The sequence below is a fragment of the Roseitalea porphyridii genome (assembly GCF_004331955.1).
Classification (GTDB): Bacteria; Pseudomonadota; Alphaproteobacteria; order Rhizobiales; family Rhizobiaceae; genus Roseitalea; species Roseitalea porphyridii.
The window spans coordinates 1600041-1620317 of record NZ_CP036532.1; the positions used below are offsets into that span (position 1 = coordinate 1600041).

General features: G+C 66.3%; 21 protein-coding genes. 9 read left to right on the forward strand and 12 right to left on the reverse strand.

Annotation, left to right across the window (positions count from 1 at the left end; all coding sequences use genetic code 11):
* From E0E05_RS07785 to E0E05_RS07800, 4 genes are all read left to right on the forward strand, one after another.
* Positions 1-414, forward strand: coding sequence for a hypothetical protein (locus E0E05_RS07785; RefSeq protein WP_131616199.1), 414 nt, complete (start codon positions 1-3; stop codon positions 412-414).
* Positions 415-421: 7 nt separating this feature from the next.
* Entirely contained in the window at positions 422-796 is a 375-nt protein-coding gene (locus tag E0E05_RS07790; RefSeq protein ID WP_131616200.1) for a hypothetical protein, read from the forward strand.
* Entirely contained in the window at positions 793-1185 is a 393-nt protein-coding gene (locus E0E05_RS07795) for a hypothetical protein (RefSeq protein WP_131616201.1), read from the forward strand. Before E0E05_RS07790 ends, E0E05_RS07795 begins: the two co-directional genes overlap by 4 nt.
* Before the next feature lie 64 nt (positions 1186-1249).
* Positions 1250-1657, forward strand: a complete 408-nt coding sequence (locus tag E0E05_RS07800; protein ID WP_131616202.1) for a hypothetical protein — start codon at positions 1250-1252, stop codon at positions 1655-1657.
* A 16-nt stretch (positions 1658-1673) separates the two neighbouring features.
* On the opposite strand, the gene E0E05_RS07805 is transcribed toward E0E05_RS07800, so the two are convergent.
* Positions 1674-2096 (reverse strand): hypothetical protein, encoded by a 423-nt coding sequence (locus tag E0E05_RS07805; RefSeq protein WP_131616203.1) that lies wholly within the window; start codon positions 2094-2096, stop codon positions 1674-1676.
* Positions 2097-2182: 86 nt separating this feature from the next.
* The gene (locus E0E05_RS07810; protein WP_131616204.1) at positions 2183-2659 is read right to left on the reverse strand and encodes an Lrp/AsnC family transcriptional regulator; all 477 of its coding nucleotides are present in this window, start codon (positions 2657-2659) and stop codon (positions 2183-2185) included.
* Positions 2660-2778: 119 nt separating this feature from the next.
* On the opposite strand from E0E05_RS07810, the gene hppD reads away from it, so the two are divergent.
* Positions 2779-3903 carry a 4-hydroxyphenylpyruvate dioxygenase gene (gene hppD, locus E0E05_RS07815; RefSeq protein ID WP_131616205.1) on the forward strand — a complete coding sequence of 375 codons (1125 nt, stop codon included), beginning with the start codon at positions 2779-2781 and terminating at the stop codon, positions 3901-3903.
* 183 nt (positions 3904-4086) lie between these two features.
* Here the strand turns inward: hppD and E0E05_RS07820 are convergent, their stop codons facing one another.
* The 5 genes from E0E05_RS07820 to E0E05_RS07845 are packed head-to-tail and all read right to left on the reverse strand — an operon-like array spanning position 4087 to position 10410.
* Positions 4087-5139, reverse strand: a complete 1053-nt coding sequence (locus E0E05_RS07820) for an ABC transporter ATP-binding protein (RefSeq protein WP_131616206.1) — start codon at positions 5137-5139, stop codon at positions 4087-4089.
* Between the two features lie 11 nt (positions 5140-5150).
* The gene (locus E0E05_RS07825; protein ID WP_131616207.1) at positions 5151-6434 is read right to left on the reverse strand and encodes an MGH1-like glycoside hydrolase domain-containing protein; all 1284 of its coding nucleotides are present in this window, start codon (positions 6432-6434) and stop codon (positions 5151-5153) included.
* A gap of 2 nt (positions 6435-6436) precedes the next feature.
* The gene (locus E0E05_RS07830) at positions 6437-7666 is read right to left on the reverse strand and encodes a carbohydrate ABC transporter permease (RefSeq protein WP_131616208.1); all 1230 of its coding nucleotides are present in this window, start codon (positions 7664-7666) and stop codon (positions 6437-6439) included.
* Positions 7666-9006, reverse strand: a complete 1341-nt coding sequence (locus E0E05_RS07835) for a carbohydrate ABC transporter permease (RefSeq protein WP_244598005.1) — start codon at positions 9004-9006, stop codon at positions 7666-7668. Before E0E05_RS07835 ends, E0E05_RS07830 begins: the two co-directional genes overlap by 1 nt.
* 60 nt (positions 9007-9066) lie before the next feature.
* On the reverse strand, positions 9067-10410 hold the full coding sequence (locus tag E0E05_RS07845; protein WP_131616210.1) for an ABC transporter substrate-binding protein: 1344 nt from the start codon (positions 10408-10410) through the stop codon (positions 9067-9069).
* A gap of 460 nt (positions 10411-10870) precedes the next feature.
* On the opposite strand from E0E05_RS07845, the gene ade reads away from it, so the two are divergent.
* Positions 10871-12679: an adenine deaminase gene (ade, locus tag E0E05_RS07850; protein ID WP_131616211.1), complete on the forward strand. Its 1809-nt coding sequence runs from the start codon at positions 10871-10873 to the stop codon at positions 12677-12679.
* A 3-nt stretch (positions 12680-12682) separates the two neighbouring features.
* On the opposite strand, the gene E0E05_RS07855 is transcribed toward ade, so the two are convergent.
* Genes E0E05_RS07855 through E0E05_RS07865 form a run of 3 tightly spaced genes read right to left on the reverse strand, consistent with a single transcriptional unit; the run spans position 12683 to position 14769 of the window.
* Positions 12683-12985, reverse strand: a complete 303-nt coding sequence (locus E0E05_RS07855; RefSeq protein WP_131616212.1) for a type II toxin-antitoxin system RelE/ParE family toxin — start codon at positions 12983-12985, stop codon at positions 12683-12685.
* Positions 12982-13263 carry a type II toxin-antitoxin system ParD family antitoxin gene (locus tag E0E05_RS07860; protein WP_131616213.1) on the reverse strand — a complete coding sequence of 94 codons (282 nt, stop codon included), beginning with the start codon at positions 13261-13263 and terminating at the stop codon, positions 12982-12984. The genes E0E05_RS07855 and E0E05_RS07860 overlap by 4 nt, the downstream gene beginning before the upstream one ends.
* A 51-nt stretch (positions 13264-13314) precedes the next feature.
* Positions 13315-14769 carry a TrkH family potassium uptake protein gene (locus E0E05_RS07865; protein WP_131616214.1) on the reverse strand — a complete coding sequence of 485 codons (1455 nt, stop codon included), beginning with the start codon at positions 14767-14769 and terminating at the stop codon, positions 13315-13317.
* 166 nt (positions 14770-14935) lie between these two features.
* On the opposite strand from E0E05_RS07865, the gene ilvA reads away from it, so the two are divergent.
* Positions 14936-16204: a threonine ammonia-lyase IlvA gene (ilvA, locus tag E0E05_RS07870; protein ID WP_131616215.1), complete on the forward strand. Its 1269-nt coding sequence runs from the start codon at positions 14936-14938 to the stop codon at positions 16202-16204.
* Here the strand turns inward: ilvA and E0E05_RS07875 are convergent, their stop codons facing one another.
* On the reverse strand, positions 16205-17374 hold the full coding sequence (locus E0E05_RS07875; protein WP_131616216.1) for an AI-2E family transporter: 1170 nt from the start codon (positions 17372-17374) through the stop codon (positions 16205-16207).
* Between the two features lie 170 nt (positions 17375-17544).
* On the opposite strand from E0E05_RS07875, the gene E0E05_RS07880 reads away from it, so the two are divergent.
* Positions 17545-18753 carry an MFS transporter gene (locus E0E05_RS07880; RefSeq protein ID WP_131616217.1) on the forward strand — a complete coding sequence of 403 codons (1209 nt, stop codon included), beginning with the start codon at positions 17545-17547 and terminating at the stop codon, positions 18751-18753.
* Here the strand turns inward: E0E05_RS07880 and E0E05_RS07885 are convergent.
* On the reverse strand, positions 18748-19761 hold the full coding sequence (locus E0E05_RS07885; protein ID WP_131616218.1) for an alpha/beta hydrolase: 1014 nt from the start codon (positions 19759-19761) through the stop codon (positions 18748-18750). The genes E0E05_RS07880 and E0E05_RS07885 overlap by 6 nt on opposite strands.
* 140 nt (positions 19762-19901) lie before the next feature.
* Between E0E05_RS07885 and E0E05_RS07890 the strand changes: the two genes are divergently transcribed.
* Positions 19902-20216: an HlyU family transcriptional regulator gene (locus tag E0E05_RS07890; RefSeq protein WP_158629304.1), complete on the forward strand. Its 315-nt coding sequence runs from the start codon at positions 19902-19904 to the stop codon at positions 20214-20216.
* Positions 20217-20277: the final 61 nt, after the last annotated feature.

The window sequence follows — 20277 nt, forward strand, 5'->3', positions numbered from 1 at the left end:
ATGAAGCGCAGCGCCGCGCAGATCAAGCGCCTGATCCGCGCCCAGGAAACGGTCGCCGACCTCGCCCGCCTCGAACATCGCGCGGTCGCCGCCGCCGCCGCCGACAAGGGCGCCGAGATCGAGGCGCTCGAACGCTGGTCCGAAAGGCTCGACGCCCATGCCCTGCCGCTGCTCGACGTGACCATCGAGCGGCAGCGGACGCTTGCCGCTCAGAAGGTCGATCTCGGCCGCCAGCAGGAAGCGGCGCGCGAACGGCTGGTCGGGGCGACCGCACGGTGCCGCCCACTCGAGCGCGCCCACGCCAAGGCGCGGCAGGACGAAGCCCGCGCCGCCGAGGAAAAGCAACTCGCCGAACTGATCGACCGACAGTTTGCCGGCGCGAATCAAGGTTCCCGCAAGCCTCGGCGGTCATAATCGTCCCATGGAGATCACCGCCCTGACACCGGCCGCCGGCAGCGCCGCGGCCACCGTCGAGTCCGCCGCCGGGTCGCGGGAGGCCGGGCGTGCCGATGCCGAGCAGTGGCAGCGCGTTCAGGCGGCCGCTCAGGACGCCGCCGTCGCCAATGCCGAGCCGGCGCAGAAGGGTGGCTGGAAGCAGCTTGAATCGCTGCTTGTCCAGCAGATGCTGCAGTCCATGCTCTCGTCCGAAGATGGCGGCTTCTTCGGCAACGAGCTTGGCAGCGACTACTACGCTTCATTCATGGCAGAGCAGTTTGCGGCGCGCCTGTCCGAGGGGCTGGACCTCGGCATCGCATCGCGGCTTGACCGCCACTACGGACCGGGGGACGACCGATGAACGAAACGACGATCGCGCGCACCGACGACACCGAGATCCAGAACGTTCAGCGCCTCGTCGCGCGCCTGACCGGCATCATCAAGGGCGAGTGCGACGCGATCCGGGACAATCCGGCGGCCGATCTGTCCGGCTTCGTCGACGCCAAGAACCGGGCCCTTTACGAACTCGAACTGGCGATCCGCAACGACCGGTCCGTGCTCGCCGACCCGCACACGCGCACAGCGTTGCGCCAGTTGCGCGATGCGCTGGCGCTCAACGAGACCATGCTGCAGGCGCAGATCGTCGCCGTGGGCGATGCCATCGGCGTGGTCGAGGAACTGTCGGGCGCGGTGCCCTCCGATGGCACTTACGGAAACCCGGCCTACGCCAAGCCGGCAGCCTACCTGTGATCGGACGCTTCGCGGTCGCGCTGCTGGCGGTCGGCGCCTCGCTCGGGGGCTGTATGCGGGCACCGTGACCTCGCTCGGCGGCGACGGCGATCAGTCGGCCGATGGATATGCCGACGTATCGGCGAACACGCTTCGCACCGAACTGATGGCGACGCCGCTCGTCACCCGCGGCGGCATCTACGGCTATATCATCGGCCGCTACGTGCTCACGCTCGATGCGGACCTGATCGCCGAACGCGGTCCGCCGGTCGAGCAGATCGTCGCCCATGCGGTGAACAGCTATTTCTATGACCGCGCCGCCGACACGTTCTGGCTCGACGGGCCGCTCGGGGTCGACGAGATCGCCGACGGCCTCAAGGGCGCCATCAACGAGAGCGCCGGCGGTCCGCTGGTCACCGCGTTCGCTATCCGCCAGCTCGACTATCTGCAATCGCCGGAAATCCGCCAGCCGGTGATCTCGTTCGACCGGTGACCGGCCCCCGAGTGCTTCACGGTCGTCCGGGCACGTCGCGCACGGTGCGGAAATATTCGGCCTCGGCGATCTCGTGTTCGCCGGCCAGGCCGCCCTTCTGGCGCAGGCACAGCGCCTCGGCGTCCTCGTCCTCCGCGCTGACCGAAAGCGCGCGGATCATCCTGTCGGCCACATTGGACACCGCAAGCTGGAACTGCTCGTCCGAATAGCTGTTGGGCAGTTCCGCCCGCGCCTTGATCACACAGTAGCCGATGCGCGCGCCTTGCTGGTAGATCGGCACCGACACGGCGGGCAGGGGAACGACGCGGCTGAGGTTGACCACCGGGGCCGGCGCGCCGTCGCCACCGAACAGGCCGTCCGAGAAGGTGCCGACATAGGCGCCGCCCATCGCCACCAGCGCGACGCCGAGCGCGGTTCCGATCGTGCCGACAGGGTTCATGCGGTCTCTCCCGAAGCTCGCGGCCATTGTCGGCGCCGGGGCTTGCGCGAAACCGGCCTGAACCATGACCATTCACGATTCCCCGTTCACCCGGTTTCGAGCGGCAGCACCGTCGTGTCCTTCAGCGTGTTCAGCACGATCGCCGTCTTGACGTTCTGCACCGCCTCGTGGGCGAGCAGCGTGCCATTGATGAACGCCGACAGTGCGTTCAGGTCCTCGGTGACGACCTTGATCGAATAGTCCATCTCGCCGGTCAGCGCATGCGCCTCCAGAATGTTGGGCGCCGCGCGCACGAGCCTTGCGAAGCGTTCGGCATTGCCCTCGGTGTGCGTCGCCAGTGTCACCGAGATGATCGACACCAGCGCGAAACCGGCCCGCTCGCGGTTGATGACGGCGTGATAGCCGGCGATCAGCCCGTCCGCCTCAAGCCGGCTGCGCCGGCGCGAGCATTGCGACGGCGACAGTCCGATGCGCTCGGACAGCTCGTTGTTGGTCAGCCTTCCGTCATGCTGCAGTGCCGCGAGAAGTGTGCGGTCGTAACGGTCGAGGGTCGGTTCACTCACGGCATTCTCCATCTGGATGCACGATACATGCACAAATGAGGGGCATAACGCGCGGAATGCAAGCATCTTGCATCGCGATCGCGCTACAATCGGGAAAACATCACATTGGGAGAAATGCCATGGGTCCGTTCCCGCACGACGCGCCGAAGGCCGAGATCACCGAGAAGAACCCCGCCGGCACGGACGGGTTCGAGTTCGTCGAGTTCGCCCATCCCGATGCGCGCGAACTTGAAACGCTGTTCGAGACGATGGGCTATCAGCCCGTCGCCCGTCACAAGTCCAAGGCCATCACGGTCTGGCGCCAGGGCGACATCAACTATGTCGTCAATGCCGAGCCGGGCAGCCATGCCATGCGCTTCGTCGACGAGCACGGCCCGTGCGCGCCGTCCATGGCGTGGCGCGTGGTCGATGCGCAGCACGCCTTCACCCATGCGGTCAATCTCGGCGCGACGCCCTATGAGGGCGACGACAAGACGCTCGATGTCCCCGCGATCGTCGGCATCGGCGGTTCGCTGCTCTACTTCATCGACAAGTACGGCGACAACGGCTCGGCCTATGACGCCGAATTCGAGTGGCTCGGAGAGCGCGACCCGCAGCCCGAGGGCATCGGCTTTTACTATCTCGATCACCTGACCCACAATGTCTATCGCGGCAACATGGACAAGTGGTGGGCCTTCTACCGTGATCTTTTCGGCTTTTCGCAGATTCACTTCTTCGACATCGAGGGCAAGATGACGGGCCTGATCAGCCGCGCCATCACCTCGCCATGCGGCAAGATCCGCATTCCGCTGAACGAATCGACCGACGACAACAGCCAGATCGAGAGCTATCTGAAGAAGTATCGCGGCGAGGGCATCCAGCACATCGCGGTGGGCACCGAGGCGATCTACGACGCCACCGACCGGCTTGCCGAGAACGGGCTGAAGTTCATGCCAGGTCCGCCGGAAACCTACTATGCGATGTCCTATGACCGCGTGAACGGCCATGACGAGCCGGTCGAGCGCATGAAGAAGCACGGCATCCTGATCGACGGGGAAGGGGTCTTCGATGACGCCAACGGCGACCGGATGACCAAGATCCTGCTGCAGATCTTCTCGAAGACCGTGATCGGCCCGATCTTCTTCGAGTTCATCCAGCGCAAGGGTGACGAGGGCTTCGGCGAGGGCAATTTCCGCGCCCTGTTCGAGTCGATCGAGGCCGAGCAGATCGCAACCGGCGAACTGACGGTCGAAGCCGCGGAGTAGACAGGGTTACCCCCACCCCTTACCCCTCCCCCGCAAGCGTGGGAGGGGAACGTCTGCATCTTCGCTTTGCGCCGGAGACCGAGTAGCGTCCTGTCTCGCCCAGGTCACGTTCGATATAGAGGTCCTCCCTCCCACGCTTGCGGGGGAGGGATGCAGGGTGGGGGCCAAAGGTCATATCCGCCCTCACACCGCCTGGTCGTCCTTGTCGAAAAAGTGCAGGTGCCCGGGCTGGAACGACAGCCCCACCGTCTTGCCGCGCAGATCGTTGTTGGCGCCGGGCGTGCGCACGATGATCTGGCCGAGACCGCCGCAATCGACATGCAGATAGGTGTCGGCGCCCAGATATTCGGCCACTTCCACCTTGCCCGACACGGTGCCTTCGCCAGCCGCGACCACGTCGATGTGCTCGGGCCTTATGCCCATCTGCACCGCCGAAGCGCCTTCGGGCCGTTCGAACGGGCCGGTTCCGTGCCCGTCCAGATGATACTCACCACCGCCGGTCGCACACGGCAGGATGTTCATCTTCGGTGAGCCGATGAACTGGGCGACGAACAGATTGTCCGGCTTCTCGTAGAGCTGGCGCGGCGTACCCACCTGCTTGATCACGCCGAAGTCGAGCACGACGATCTTGTCGGCCAGCGTCATCGCCTCGACCTGGTCGTGCGTCACGTAGATCATCGTCGTGCCGAGCGTCTCGTGCAGCTTGGCGATCTCGAAACGCATCTCCACGCGCAGCGCCGCATCAAGGTTCGACAGCGGCTCGTCGAACAGGAAGCCGGCCGGCTCGCGCGTGATCGCCCGGCCGATCGCCACGCGCTGGCGCTGGCCGCCAGACAGCGCCTTGGGCTTGCGGTCCAGATAGTCCTCGAGCTTGAGGATGCCCGCAGCCTCGTTGACCTTCCGCTCGATCTCGGCCCGCGGTGCGCCGGCGGTCTTCAGGCCGAAGCCCATGTTCTCGCGCACGCTCATGTGCGGATAGAGCGCGTAGGACTGGAACACCATCGACAGCTTGCGCTCGGACGGCAGCTTGGCTGTGACGTCTTCGCCGTCGATCAGGATCGTGCCGCGCGAGGCCTCCTCAAGCCCCGAGATCAGCCGCAGCAGGGTCGACTTGCCGCAGCCGGAAGGGCCGACGAAGATGACGAACTCGCCGTCGCCGATATCGAGGTCGACACCCTTGATGACCTGCAACTCGCCGAACCACTTCTCCACCTTCTGCAGTGTGATCGAGCCCAATTCATCGCCTCCTATGCGGCCGCTGCGGCGCCGAACTCGTGCTCGAGCGCCAGATCGATCGCCGCCGTCCATGTGAAGTCCGGACCGCCCAGCCCATCGCCGGTCAGCGGGTCGAAATATTCGAAGAAGCCCGATTGCCGGACGAGCGCGCGCGTGTCGTGCCGGATACGGGTGGCGAGATCGGCGTGGCCGGCCGCATCGAGCCCGCCGGCGATCATCCAGTTCATCACGGACCAGACCGGCCCGCGCCAGTAGCGCCGTTGTTCGAAGCCCGGCCGGCGCGGGTCCCAGCTCGGAAAGCCGAACCGGCACAGATCGAGGATCTGCCGCGCCTGGTCGGCGAGTTCGGCCTGCTGGGCGCGCGTGCCCGCGCCGCCGAAGAAGGCCAGCATCGAGGCATTCGTGATCGCGTCGACCAGCGCGCCCGTGCGCATCTCGCGGGCGACGAAGCCGCCGGCCGCATCGTTCCACAGCGCCTGCGCGCCTTCGGCGTCGCGTGCGATCCAGTCCGCGATGGTGCGCCGGGCCGCATCGTCCTCGAAGCGCTCGGCGAGCACGGCGAGATCGCGGTCGGCGCGCATCAGGACGAACTGCACGCACGGGTCGGCCATCAGGAACGGCCCGTCGCGATAGATGCGCTTGTGGTCCCAGCCGCATTCGCGGCCGAACTTCACCATCGTCAGATAGCGGTCATAGGTCTCGTGCGTCGGGCGCTGGTCGGCGGCGACCCAGTCGGTGTCGCGCCGGTGATAGGCGCCCAGATCATCCGGTATCGTGATCCGTTCCATGCCCGCGTCCCAGTCGGGGCAATTGTCGCGGCCGGATTCCCAGGGGTGGATGATGGCGACAAGGCCCGTCTCGTCGGGATCGCGCTCCCGGTGCCACCAGCCGTGCCAGGCCATCAGCCTGGGGAACAGGGCATGCGCACGCCGAAGGTCCTCGCGATCGCCGGTCTCGACCAGCCAGCGCGCGACGATGGCGACCACCGGTGGCTGGGAATGGCCGGACGAAGGCGGCTCGGTGTTCGACCCCCAGATGTCCGGGCCGGGAAAGTAACTCGGATCGTGGTTGCGGAAGATGATGTGCGGCGCCATGCCGTCCGCCCACTGGCCCTCGAAGATGGTCTCCAACTCGCGCCAGGCGCGGTCGCGGTCGAAGGCGGCGAAGCCGAGCGCGGCGAACGCCGAATCCCAGTTCCACTGGTACGGATAGAGCCCGGCCGTCGGCACCGTGTAGCCGCCCCGGTCGTTGGCGCGCATGATCGCGGTCGCCGTTTCGGACGTGGCATGCGTCATGGTCAGCCTTTCACGGAACCGGCGGTCAGGCCCGAAACGAGGAACCGTTCGAACCAGAGGAACAGGACGAGGACGGGAATGGTGGCGATCACCGCGCCGGCCATCAGGTGCTGGCGCGGCACTTCGGACGAGTTCAGCGAGACCACGCCCCGGGACAGCGTGAACATGTCGATGTTGTCGAGGAACATGAAGGCGAACAGGAACTCGTTCCAAGCGATCATGAAGACGTAGAGCGCCACCGAGGCGAGAGCGGGCAGCGACAGCGGCAGGGTGATCTTCGAGATCACGCCGGCGCGGGTGAGCCCGTCCATCAGTCCCGCTTCCTCGAGTTCGGACGGAATGCCCCGGAAATAGCCCTGCAGCATGTAGAGCGCGACGGGGATCGTCGTCGCCGGATAGACAATCAGAAGCCCGGTCAGCGTGTTGCGCAGGCCAAGCTGTGAGAACACCGCGTAGAGCGGGATTACCAGCACGATCGCCGGAACCATGTAGATCAGAAGGATCGACCGCGACAGGAACGCCTGGCCCGGAAAACGCAGCCGCGCCACCGCATAGGCGCCTGGCACCGCGAACGACAGGGTGATGATCACCGTGCCGATGGCGACGATCGCCGTGTTCATCAGGAACGTGCCGAAATGATAGGTGGTGAACAGTTCCACATAGGAGCGGAACAGGCCGGCCGGTCCCTGCGACAGGTCGAGCGAGAAATCGAGCGGATTGGCAATCAGTTGCGCCTGGTTCTTCAGGCTCGTCATCACCATCACGTAGAAGGGCAGGGCGACGAGCACGGTGAAGAACACCAGCCCCAGCCCCTTGGCGAGCCGGATGGCGATGACCTCGGCCTGATAGCGCGTCAGCCGGCCCGAGGGCTGGCCACGCACGCATTCGCTGATCGCGGCCCAGGTCAGGCCGACGAAGGCGGCAAACGCGGCGAACTGGGCGAGCGGCGCGGTCGAAAGCGGCAGGCCGAGCGGCGCGCCGAAGGTGGCGATGACCAGCGCGATGGCGACCGAGGCGATCGCCGCGATCGTCAGCCCCGGCGTGCGCGCGGCGGGCCCGAATGCCATGATCAGCCCGCCGCACACCGCCCCCGCCAGCATCGCCGCCCCGACGGGCGGCGTGGTGATCGCGCCCGAAGCCAGCATGAAGGTGACCGACACGACGACCATCCAGACCAGCCCCCAGATGGCGCCGGTCACGATCCCCGCGATGGTCCCCACGCCCGGCTGCATCAGCCCTCATCCTGCGGCGAATATCTGAAGATGATCAGCGAGAAGCAAAGCAGGACCAGGAACACGACCACGGCGACCGCCGCGCCCGCGCCGAGGTTGGAGATGGCAAAGGCCTGTTCGTAAACATTGACGACGAGGGTGCGCGTGCCCGCCGCCCCGCCGGTCAGCAGGAAGATGTCGTCGAAATTGTTGAAGCTCCAGATGAAGCGCAGCAGGAACAGGATCGCCAGAATGCCGACGAGCTGCGGCAGCGAGATGTACCAGAACTGCTGCAGCGGCGTCGCCCCGTCCATCTCGGCCGCCTCGTACATGTCCGACGGGATCGACTGCATGCGCGCCAGGATGAACAGGAACGACAGCGGGAAGGACCGCCACGCCTCGATCAGGATGACCGTCGTCAGCGCCACGGGGAACTCGAAGGTCAGGCCGAAGAAGTCGAACGGCACGGCGCGTTGGCCAAGGAAATTGATCGGTTCGCCCAGCACGCCCATCTGGCGCAGGATCGCGTTCAGCGTGCCCGAGAACGGATCGAGCAGCAGAACCCAGGTGAACGCAATGGCGATCACCGGCGCGACATAGGGAAAAAGGAACAGCCCGCGCAGGATCGTGCGCCCGCGAAAGGTTGTGTTGAGCATCTGCGCGGCGAACAGGCCGAGCACGATGGCGCCGAGCGTGGCGAAGATCGTGTAGTAGATCGTCACCCGCAAAACGTGCCAGAATTCGTCGGCCGAGAAGATGCGCTCGAAATTCTCGACCGTGAATTCGGCGCTGGTCAGAATGTTCTCGGCGTCGGCGCGGCTGACCGCCTCGAAGGCGCGCAGCGGTTCGGGGTCGGCAAGATAGGCCTCGGTCGCCGTTACTTCGATCTCGATCGAGGCCCGGTAGCGCGGTTCGACCTCGCCCAGCGCGCAGTCGAGCCTGCGGCCGTCCAGCGTGCAGCGCGGATCGAGATCGCCGGCAAGCTCAAAGCCCGCCGGCAGCATGTCGGAGAAGCCCGCATTGCGCAGCGGGTCGTCCTGCGAGGAATTGCGCACCCGGTATTGCAGTGTCGCCACGTCGCCGGGCGCGACGAGATCGCCGCGCAGCCGCTCGTTGACGAAAAGGCTCGCCGGCCTCAGATCGCCAAGGCCGACCGGCTTGAACGAGATCCAGAAATTGGCGAGCAGCGGCGCCAGAACGACGGCCATGACGATGGCGAACGTCGGCAGCAGCATCGCATAGGCAAGGTTGCGCTCGCGCCGCGCCAGCGGCCCGAGCGTTTTCGGCGGCAGGGCCGGGCGCATGAGCGCCGCATCATGTGCCGCATCGCCGATGCGTTCGAGCTCTTCGGTCGTCGCCATGGCGGGTTCGCCGTGCGGGCGCGAACGCCGGGCGGGCTGTGGCCCGCCCGGAGCGGGCGCCTATTCGATGGCGCCCAGTTCGTCGTTCATCTGCGCGACCGCGGCGGCCGCCTCGATCTCGCCATCGATATACTGGCGCACGATGCGGTTGATGACCTGGCTGTTGATCATCTTGGAAGCGAGCGAAAGCTGGTTTTCCTTCACGCCCCAGCGGTCGGCCGTCTCAAGGCCCGAGGTGATCTTGTCGACCGTCTCCTGCGGGTAGACCTCCGACAGCGCCGCCTTGCGGTCGACGCCGACCGGCAGGTCGGCCCAGCCCTCGACGAAGCTGGTGGGTGCGTCCGGCGTGCCGCGCCGCACCGGGAACTTGCCTTCGGGCGCCATCGACAGCGTTTCGAGATAGCCCTCATCCATCGAGAACCTGACGAAGTCGGCGGCGACGTCCGTGTTGGCGTCGGCCGTCACGCCGAAATAGCGCACGTCCGCCCAGGCCGCGCCGTCCGGGTTGGACGGGCCGGAGAAGGTGGTCACCACGTCGGTCTTCGAGGCAAGCTCGGTCGAGGTCGGATCGTCATTGATCGTCGGCGGGGCCGAGTCGCGCAGGCCCGCAAGCTCGTCCAGGATGAAGGGCGACCAGATGATCATCGCCGCGTCGCCGGCGAAGTACAGTTCGCGCGACTGCTGCCAGAACAGTTCGCCCGGCGGCGAGGCGTCGGCCAGCGCCTTGTAGAACTCGAGCACTTCGGTGGTCGCCGCCTCGTCGAGCGGGGCGAACCCGTCCGCGCCGACCGGCGAGACGCCGTTGGCGAGGAAGACATGTTCGAGCACCTGGCTCATGAAGTTCTCGTCCACCTTGGTGGCGGCGACGAAGCCGTACATCTCGGGCGGGTTGTGCAGCGCGTCGATCGCGGCGGTGATGTCGGCGTAGGAATCGGGCGCTTCCAGTCCAGCCTCGTCGAACAGATCCTTGCGATAGACGATCATCTGCGTCCAGCCATCCACCGGCACGGCGGCGGTCAGCCCGTCGAAATCGGCCATGTCGATGGCGCCTTGCTGGAAAGTGTCGGCGCCAAGTTCCTGGACGATGTCGTTGTTGGTCTCGACATCGAGAATGCCGGCCTCGGCCCAGGGCAGCACATATTGCAGCGTGTGATAGATCACATCGGGCAGGTCGCCGGCGGCGAAGGCGGCGGTGGCGCGCGTGCCCAGTTCGCTTTCGGTGACGGGGATCACCTCGACCGTATGGCCGGTCGCCTCCTGGAAACGCGACGCGATCTCTTCCTGAACGGCCAGCCGTTCGGGTTGTTCTTCGGTCGTCCAGAAGCGGATCGTGTCGGCACTCGCCATGGCGGTCATCGAGACCGTCACGAGGAGCGCCCCGGTGAATGTGGTCAGGCTTCTCATTCGCTTTCCTCCCGTGCGAAAGACCCTGATGGGCGTCATGGCACACCGGAAAGGCCCGGCACGCCCGAACTGTCTGGGTGCGGACGGGAAAGCGGCACCAACGGCGCGTGTTGCGGCGCAAGTTCATGGCCGCGAACTGCCGTTGGGCCATCCTCCCTGAGCGAAATTTGTAGCCTTAAAGCGCTTTGGGAATCAAGCAGGACCGAATGACCGGCGGTGGCCGGCCGCGCGGCGCCGGTAACGCGATACAAGGGACCGGCGCCGCGCCGCCTGCCGGTCGGCGCGCCCCGAGGGGCGGCCGGCAGCCGGTGCTGTCTGCCCGAAATCGATAACCCACGAGCCCTGACCCGAACCTTAACCGCCAACCCCCCGAAATTCGGGGAGGGGCCGGCATGCAGACGCTTTGACGCGGGCCAACGCCGTGACAAAGTACGGACGGAACCGGACAGGGAGCAAAGCAATGATCGGCGGCACCGAAAGCGGTCTCAAGCCATGGCAGAACAGCGCCCGCGATCTCGTCAACGTCGCGATGGGACGCAAGGCGGCGGACCTCGTCGTCCGCAACGGGCGCTGGGTGAACGTTCATTCGGGCGAGGTGATCGCAGGCACCGATCTGGCGATCATCGACGGCCGCTTTGCCTATTGCGGTCCGGACGCCGGCCATTGCATCGGCGAGGGGACCGAGGTCGTCGACGCCGATGGCCGCTATCTGGTGCCGGGCCTGTGCGACGGGCACATGCACATCGAAAGCGGCATGCTGACGGTCACCGAGTTCGTGCGCGCGGTCGTCCCGCACGGCACGACCTCGATGTTCGTCGACCCGCACGAGATCGCCAATGTGCTCGGGCTCGACGGCGTCCGCATGATGCATGACGAGGCGCTCGAGATGCCGGTCAACGTGTTCGTGCAGATGCCATCCTGCGTCCCGTCCGCGCCGGGGCTCGAGCATGCGGGCGCCTCGCTCGGCCCGCAGGAAATCGCCGAGGCGATGGCCTGGCCGAACATCATCGGACTTGGGGAGGTGATGAACTTTCCCGGCGTCGCCGCCAACGACCAGACCATGGTCGGCGCGATCGCCGCCACCGTCGGCGCCGGCAAGACCGTCGGCGGGCACTACGCTTCGCCCGACCTCGGCATCGCCTTCCACGGTTATGTCGCCGGCGGGCCGGAGGACGACCACGAGGGCACGCGCGCCGAGGACGCCATCGCCCGCGTCAGACAGGGCATGAAGGCGATGCTGCGCCTCGGCTCGGCCTGGTACGACGTCGCCGAGCAGATCAAGGCGGTTACCGAGCACGGGCTCGACCCGCGCAACTTCATCCTGTGCACGGACGATTGCCATTCGGGCACGCTCGTGCGCGATGGTCACATGGATCGTGTCGTCCGCCATGCGATTCAGCAGGGGCTCGATCCTGTCACCGCGATCCAGATGGCGACGATCAACACGGCCGAGCACTTCCGGCTGGAGCGGGAGCTGGGCTCGATCACGCCGGGCCGACGCGCGGACTTCCTGATCGTGTCGAACCTTGCCGAGCTTCGGATCGACGAGGTCCGGGCGCGCGGTGTGAAGATGGCCGAACGCGGGCGGCTGACCGGCGAAATCTCGGCCTACGAATATCCGCAGGCCGCCAAGGGCACGGTTCGGCTCGGCAAGGAACTCGCCGCCGAAGACTTCCGCATCGAGGCGCCGGTGAACGAGGGCCGGGTCGACGTGCGTGTGATCGGCGTCATCGAGAACCAGGCGCCGACGCGGGCCATGCAGGCGACGCTCGATGTCGAGGGCGGGATCGTCCGGATGGACCGTCCGAACGATGTCTGTCAGATCGCGCTGGTCGAGCGACACCGGGGCACCGGCGCGGTCACGAACGCTTTCGTCTCCGGCTTCGGTTATACCGGCGATTGCGCGATGGCCTCGACCGTCGCCCACGACAGCCATCACATGATCGTCGTCGGCACCAACCACGAGGATATGGCGACGGCCGCCAACATGCTCGGCGAGGTCGGCGGCGGCGTCGTGATGGTCTCGAACGGCGAGGTGCTGGCGTTGGTCGAACTGCCGATCGCCGGGCTGATGAGCGATGAACGAGCCGAAATCGTCGCGCAGAAGGCCGACCGGCTGGGCGAGGCCATGCGTCAGATGGGCTGCACGCTCAACAACGCCTACATGCAGCACTCGCTGCTGGCGCTGGTGGTGATCCCCGAACTGCGCATTTCCGATGTCGGGCTGGTCGACGTGACGACGTTCGAGACGGTGGACGTGTTCGTGTGATGTTCAGTCGAACGCCTCTTCCCAGTCCTGACCGCCATAGAAGAAGCGCAGAAACGTCACGGCGTCCTCGTCGAGCGTGAAGGCGATGGTGATGCGGCGCTCGAAACCGACGATGCGCAGGCCCGGCAGCAGGTCGTCACGCGGCGCGCCACGCGCGGCGGCGAGGTCGAAGCCGAAGCAGAAGCGGCGAATGCGACGGACATAGGAGATCGCGACGGCTCGGCCGGCCGCCGATGAAATATGATCATAGATCGCATCGAGATCCGCCTTCGCTTTGGCCGTGATGCGGACGCGCCGCCGCCTCATCGATCCGAACTGGAGAGGCGTCGATGCCGATCCTCGATCGCATCGAATACTTCGTCGGCATCCAGAAGCTGCGACGGGTCCGCCTTGACTGCCTCATAGGTCGGCACGACCTCCTCGCGCAGCCATTTCTCGATCGCCGCGTCACGCTCGCGCAGTGCGCGCAGGCCCTCGCGGACCACCTCGCTGGCCGAGCCATATTCGCCGCTGTCGACCTTGCGGTCGATATAGTCGGCCGCCGCCTGCGGCAGGCTGACGGTTCGCTTCAGGGTCTTGCCCATGCGTCGGTCCTCGCTGGTATGAAGAAATCATACCAACCCGTCCAAGGAAGCTCAATCCCGCCAGAACGCCGGCGACAGCAGCACCAGCATGGTGAACAGTTCGAGCCGGCCCAGCAGCATGCCGAACGACAGGATCCATTTGGCGCTGTCGTCGAGCGCGCCGAAATTGCCCGCCGGGCCGATCACCTCGCCAAGGCCGGGGCCGACATTGGACAGCGCCGTCAGCGCGCCCGAGAAGGCCGTGACGAGGTCGACGCCGGTCAGCGCGACGAGCACCGTGCCGATCCCCACCAGCATGAAGAAGGTGCCGAAATACATCATCGTCACATATTGCTGCTGGTCGGGCACCGACACCGAGCCCGAGCGCACGGTGCGGATCGCATGCGGATAGATGAAGGTCTCCAGCGACCGCTTGATCACGCCGAACAGAATGATCCACCGCGTCGCCTTGATGCCGCCCGAGGTCGAGCCGGCGCAGCCGCCGAGCACGGTGGCGACGAGGATCAGCGCCACGGTGAACGAGTTCCACTCCATGTAGTTGTCGACCGCATAGCCGGTGGTCGTGACGATCGAGACGACCGAGAACACGGCCTTGGTGAAGCCTTCGCGGAACTCGATGGTCTCGGACAGATCGAGCTGCATCGACAGCAGGATCGCCAGAAACAGCGTGTAGCCCAGGAACACCAGAACCTGGTTGTCGCGAAACGCGTCGAACCTGGCCCGCAGCGCCAGCAGGATCAGCGCGGTGAAGGGCAGGGCCGCGATGATCATGAAGACGATGGCGATCCAGTGCGTCCACGGGCTGGCGAAGAAGCCGAAGGAGCGGTCGTGCGTGGAAAAGCCGCCCGAGGCGAGCGTCGTCATGGCGTGGTTGACCGCATCGAACGCGCTCATGCCCGACCACGCGTAGAGCGCCGCGCACAGCACGGTCAGCGCGGCGTAGATGCCGACGACCGAATAGGCGTAGGTCGAAAACCGCGCGAACGGCCGGTCGTAACGGTCCGACGACTCGATCTTGAAGAAGCTCGCCCCGCCGATCTTCAGGAACGGCAGGATGAACAGGCCCAGCACGATCACGCCGAGCCCGCCGATCCATTGCAGCATGGAGCGCCACAAGAGGATGCCCGGCGGCATGGTGTCGAGCCCCGAAAGAACGGTCGAGCCGGTCGTCGTCGCCCCCGACACGCCCTCGAAGACCGCGTCGGCCAGGCTCATCTCGATCGTGGCGAACATGAACGGCACCGACGCCGCCGCGCAGAAGGTCAGCCACAGCATGTTGACCACAAGGAAGGTGAATCGGGTCGAGACCACCGGTGGCCCGGCCCTGGTTGCCACGGCGATCAGCGCCGACAGACCGCCGATCATCGCCGCCGACGAGGCGAACACCTTCCAGTCCTCGTTGCCGTAATAGAGGTCGACGAGCCCCGGGATCAGCATCATCGTCGCCAGATAGAAGGCGAAGATCGCGCTCACATGCATCGCGCTGCGCAGCATGTTGGCATTCATGGAAGGGCCTGCCCCGCGTCCGGTATTCGCCTTCTGCCCGCACGGCCATTGGCAAAGCGGGTTGAGCGCGTATACACGGAGCGCCGCGCCGATGCCAAAGGATTTCGGCGCTGCACAAGCGGCGGACCCGCACCGCGTCCGCCGCCCGAACCCGTGGGAGTATGAGATGGACCTGCCGGCACCGGCCGAATTCGAGCGCGACGTGCGCGCCGCGCGCGCGGCGATGGATGCGCTGTTCGAACCGACCCCGCTGCAGGAGAACGTCTTCCTGTCCGAGCGCTACGGCGCGCGCATCTTCCTCAAGCGCGAGGACCTGACGCCGGTCCGCTCCTACAAGATCCGCGGTGCCTTCAACTTCCTGCGCAAGCGCATCGGCGCCGGTGAGACCGATCGCTTCGTGTGCGCGTCGGCCGGCAATCACGCGCAGGGCTTTGCCTATGCCTGCCGGCACTTCGGCGTGACCGGGACGGTCTTCATGCCGGTGACGACGCCCCAGCAGAAGATCGACAAGACCCGCGTCTTCGGCGGCGATGCGGTCGAGATCGAACTTGTCGGCGACATCTTCGACGCCTGCAACGCGGCCGCGCTCGAATTCGCCGCGCGCGAGGGCGCGGTGATGGTGCCGCCGTTCGACGACCCGGACATCATCGAGGGACAGGCGACGGTTGCCCTCGAGATCGCCGAACAACTGCCTGAGGGCGTCACGATGGACCGGCTGCATGTGGCGGTCGGCGGCGGCGGGCTGACGAGCGGCATGACGCTTCTGTTCGAGGCGCTCGGTCTCGCCCCGAAGATGATGCTGATCGAACCCGCCGGCGCCCCCAGCCTGAAGCGCTCTCTGGAACGCGGCGAGCGCGTCCGGCTCGACCGGATCGACAGCTTCGTCGACGGCGCCGCCGTCGCCCAGATCGGCGCGCACACGCACGACGTTCTCAGGCGCTACCGGCCCGAAGACGTCACGCTCGTCAGCGAGGATCGGCTGTGCTCGACGATCATCGAGATGCTCAATGTCGAAGGGATCGTGCTCGAACCGGCCGGCGCGCTGTCGATCGACGCGCTGCGCGACGTACCGGCGCGCGAACTCGCCGGCCGCACGGTCGTCTGCATCACCTCGGGCGGCAATTTCGACTTCGAACGCCTGCCCGACGTCAAGGAGCGGGCGCTGCGGCACGAGGGGCTGAAGAAGTACTTCATCCTGCGGCTGCCCCAGCGGCCCGGCGCGCTGCGCGACTTCCTCGAGATCCTGGGCCCCGAGGACGACATCACCCGCTTCGAGTATCTCAAGAAGTCGGCGCGCAACTTCGGTTCGATCCTGATCGGCATCGAAACCAGAAAGGCATCGAACTTCGTCGGGCTGATGGCGCGCATGACCGATGCCGGCTTCGTCTGGCAGGACATCACCGACAACGATCTCGTCGCCGGCGTTCTGGTCTGATCACTCGGCCGCGTCGCGATCGGGCAGGATGAAGTTGTCGCCCCCCTTGATCGGCTGGCCCTTCACCTCGTCCTTGAGGTCGCGGATGTGGCGCTTCGGCGGTATCCGCCCGTTGCGCGACAGCAGCACGGCGACCGGCCGGGTGCCGTCGAATTCGGACAGGATGATCACCATGATCGCCATGATCGGCACCGACAGGAGCGCGCCCGCGATCCCCCACAGCGACGCCCAGCTTGCCAGCGACACCAGGATGACGAACGGGCTGAGATTGAGCGACCGGCCCATCAGCGACGGTTCGAGGATGGAGCCCACGAACACCTGGCACGCGGTCAGCGCCAGGAACAGGCCCAGGATCGTCCCCCAGTCGCCGAACTGGACGATGGCGATGGCGACGGGGAACATCACGCCCAGGAACGAGCCCACATAGGGCACATAGTTCATCAGCGCGATCAGGACGCCCCAGAACGCGGCGAAATCGAGCGCCATGAACGCCATGACGACATAGCACATCAGCCCAAGGATCAGGTTGATCAGCGTCTTTGTCGCCAGATAGTCGCCGATGCGCGTGTTGATCACCGAGACGATCTCGATCACCCGGCGCGCGTCGTCGGGATTGTCGGTCAGCCGTTTGGACTTGCGCTCGAAGGCCTGTCGTTCGGCGAGCGCGAAGCCGGTGTAGACGAAGATAATGACCATCGTGCCGACGAGCACGCCGACCGACGTGACGGTCGAACCGATCAACGACTGCAGCGAAACGCCGCCGAGAATGTCGCGCCTGAGGGTCTCCCAGGTCGGTTCGGTCTCGAACCCGAACTCTTCGCCGAAGCCGCGCCAGACCCCCTGGATGATGCCGAGCAGCCGCTCCTGATAGGCCGGCGCCAGCGCCAGAAGCTGGTTGATGTTGGAGATGATCAGCCAGACGAAAGCGCCGACGATGCCGATGATCACCAGGATCGAGATCGCAAAGCGCACGGGCGAGGGGATCAGCGGTCCGATCGCCGGAATGCGCCGCATGTACTGCGCAAGGGCCGTGACGATGTAGGCCAGGATGATGCTGGCGATCACCGGAATGATGATGTTCTGGCCGATATAGAGGATCCAGCCGATCATCAGCGCGAGCGCGAGACCGAACACGAAATTGCGGAACCGGTCGTGACGTTGCGAGATCATGGGCGCTCCGGAGATCGGCGCATTGTTTCAGATCGGTGGCCGATTGTGCAAGCGCACAATCACGGGCGACACCGCAAAAGCGCCCCCGGCGAACCGTTCGCCGCTCCGCTGCGCTTGCCAAGCGGCCGCACGCTCCATAAGGGCGGTTCTTTCCAGACGGAGGAAAGCCGATGGCCGGGCTGGCGGCACTGTGTCTCGCCTATGTCTTTTCGCAGTTCTACCGCTCGTTTCTTGCGGTCCTGACACCGGCATTGGCGAGCGATCTTGACATGACCAAGGCGCAGCTCTCGCTCGCCTCGGGCCTGTGGTTCGCCGCCTTCGCATTGATGCAGTTCGTCGTGGGGGTCGCGCTCGACCGCGTCGGACCGCGCCGCACCTCGACGCTGTTCATGTTCGTTGCGGCCGCTGGCGCGTTCCTGTTCGCCGCCGCCTGGTCGCCGGTGGCGATCATCGTGGCGATGGCGCTGATCGGCGCCGGCTGCGCGCCCGTGCTGATGGCGTCCTACTTCATCATCGCACGCAATTTCGTCGCGGCCCGCTTCGCGCTTCTGGCCTCGGTCTTCATCGGCATCGGCAATCTGGGCAACATCGTCGGGGCCACGCCGATGGCCGCCGCCGCCGAGACTTTCGGCTGGCGCCCCACGGTCGCCGCGCTCGGCGTGGTGACGGCGCTCGTCGCGCTGGCGATCTTTGCAGCCGTGCGCGACCCCGGGCGCATCGACGATCCGGACGGCCCGCCCGGCTTCAGCGGGTTCATCGCGCTGATGCGCATTCGCGCCCTGTGGTTCATCATTCCGCTGACGCTGGTCTATTACGCCACCGCCGGCGGCATACGCGGCCTGTGGACCGGGCCTTTCCTCGCCGAGACCTATGGCGCCGACGCGCTGGTGATCGGCCAGGTCACGCTGGCCATGGCGCTGGCCATGGCGGTTGGCAGCTTCGTCTACGGTCCGCTCGACAACTGGCTGAACACGCGCAAATGGATCATCGTTTCCGGCGTCGCGGTGGCGATCGTGGCGTGCACGTTCCTGGCGTTGTTCCCGCAAAGCGGCATCGCGGCCGTCACCGTGGCGCTCGTCGCCATTGGGGCGGCCTGCGTCGGCTACGGCGTCCTGACCGCGCATTCCAAGAGCTTCATGCCGCCGGCGCTGATCGGCCGGGGCGTGACGTTGATGAACTTCTTTTCGATCGGTGGCGTGGCGCTGATGCAGATGCTGACCGGTGCCCTTGTGACCACGACCGCCGATCCGGCCGATCCCGTGCGGGCCTACCACTATCTGTTCGGCTTCTATGCGCTGATGCTGGCCGCCGCGCTCGCCATCTACCTTTTCTCGCGTGATGCAAGGCCGCGCGGGCCGGACCGGCCCGAAGGCCTATAGCCCTTCAACCCAGTCAGCGATCGTGTCGGCCATCATCCGGTTGTTGGACGGCGACAGCGCGTCGCCGGCGATGACATGGTCGTTCGGGTCGTCCGACTGTTCCACGGCGACGATCTGCGTCGGACCGCCCCAGCGCTCGGCGATCTGGCGCGTGACCGTGTGATCGACGATCTGGTCGGCATCGGAGAAGACGAACAGGGCCGGCATGGTGGCGTTCTCGTGGAAGAGCCCCCTTGCATGCGCGACGGCCGCGCCCATCGGCAGGATCGAGACGGACGGATAGCGCTCGGTCCAGAAACGCGCATGCGCCTCGTTCTCGGGTTCGAAGCTGCGCTCGGCGCCCAGGATCAGCGGCACGATCCGCTCCGCGAAGGGCATGGTGAGGATCTCGCTGCCGCCGGCCTTGACCTTGAAGTTCGGCGAAACGAACACGATCCCGTCGATCCGGTCCCTGAGATCGGGATGGAGCGCGGCGATCGCGGCGAGCGTGCCGCCGGTCGAAGTGCCGATCAGCACGACCGTCTCGCCCAGCCTTTCGCCGATGGCGATCGCTTCGGCGACATCGTCCATCCAGTCCTGCACCACCGGCTCTGCCATCGCATCATTCGAACGGCCGTGGCCGGCAAGCCGGGTGTAGAACAGGTTCGCGCCCAGTGCCTCGGCCGCCATGTCGGGCGCAGGCCGTATTTCGCCGGCCGAAGCGGAAAAGCCGTGCACGTAGACCAGCGCCACGGGCGTCTTTGCCTTCGAGGCGGGGAACGCCCAGACGATCTGCTTTTCGGCGCCCTCGACGATGTCGTCGAACCGCGCCTCGCTCTCGGCCAGATAGGCGTCGAGATCCTCGCCGATCGTCGCCGCGTCGAACCGCAACGCGGTGTCGACCGGTTCGCGCGGTCCGAACAGCCACAGCGCGGCGATGACGACGATGAGGGCGACGAGCGCATAGAGCACGATGCGTATCCGGGATCTGCGTCTTGGTTGCGGAGCGGGCGCGGTCTGGTCGGCCATGGCGGTGCGAATCCGGTTTGCCACTGATGGGTGCCGATTGGTAGCCGCAGGCCAGCGGCTTGGCAAACGGTCGGCCCGGCCCGTTGGCGACATTGACAGGGCCGGTCCGACCGCCGATCTTGCCCGCAAAGGAGACGATGATGGCGGGATTTCTCAGGCGTCTGTTCGGCGGAAGCGACGACGGTGGCGACGACCCGTCCGCGCGCGCGCCCGACGAGGTCTATGAGGGCGTCGAGATCCGAGCCGCGCCGGTCAAGGAGGCCGACGGCCAGTGGCGTCTGGCGGGCACACTGACAAGGACCGTCGACGGCGCCACCATCACGCGCCGTTTCCTGCGTGCCGATCTGCTTGCCTCAAGGGACATGGCCGTGTCGTCATCGCTCGCCAAGGCGCGGCTGATCATCGACGAAAACGGCGACCGCCTGTGGACCGGCGACACCGACCGGCCCACCTGACGCCCGCTTGACGCGCCGCGCGCCGGACCGCAAAAGGGCGGTCTTTCCCGCCGTTTGCCGA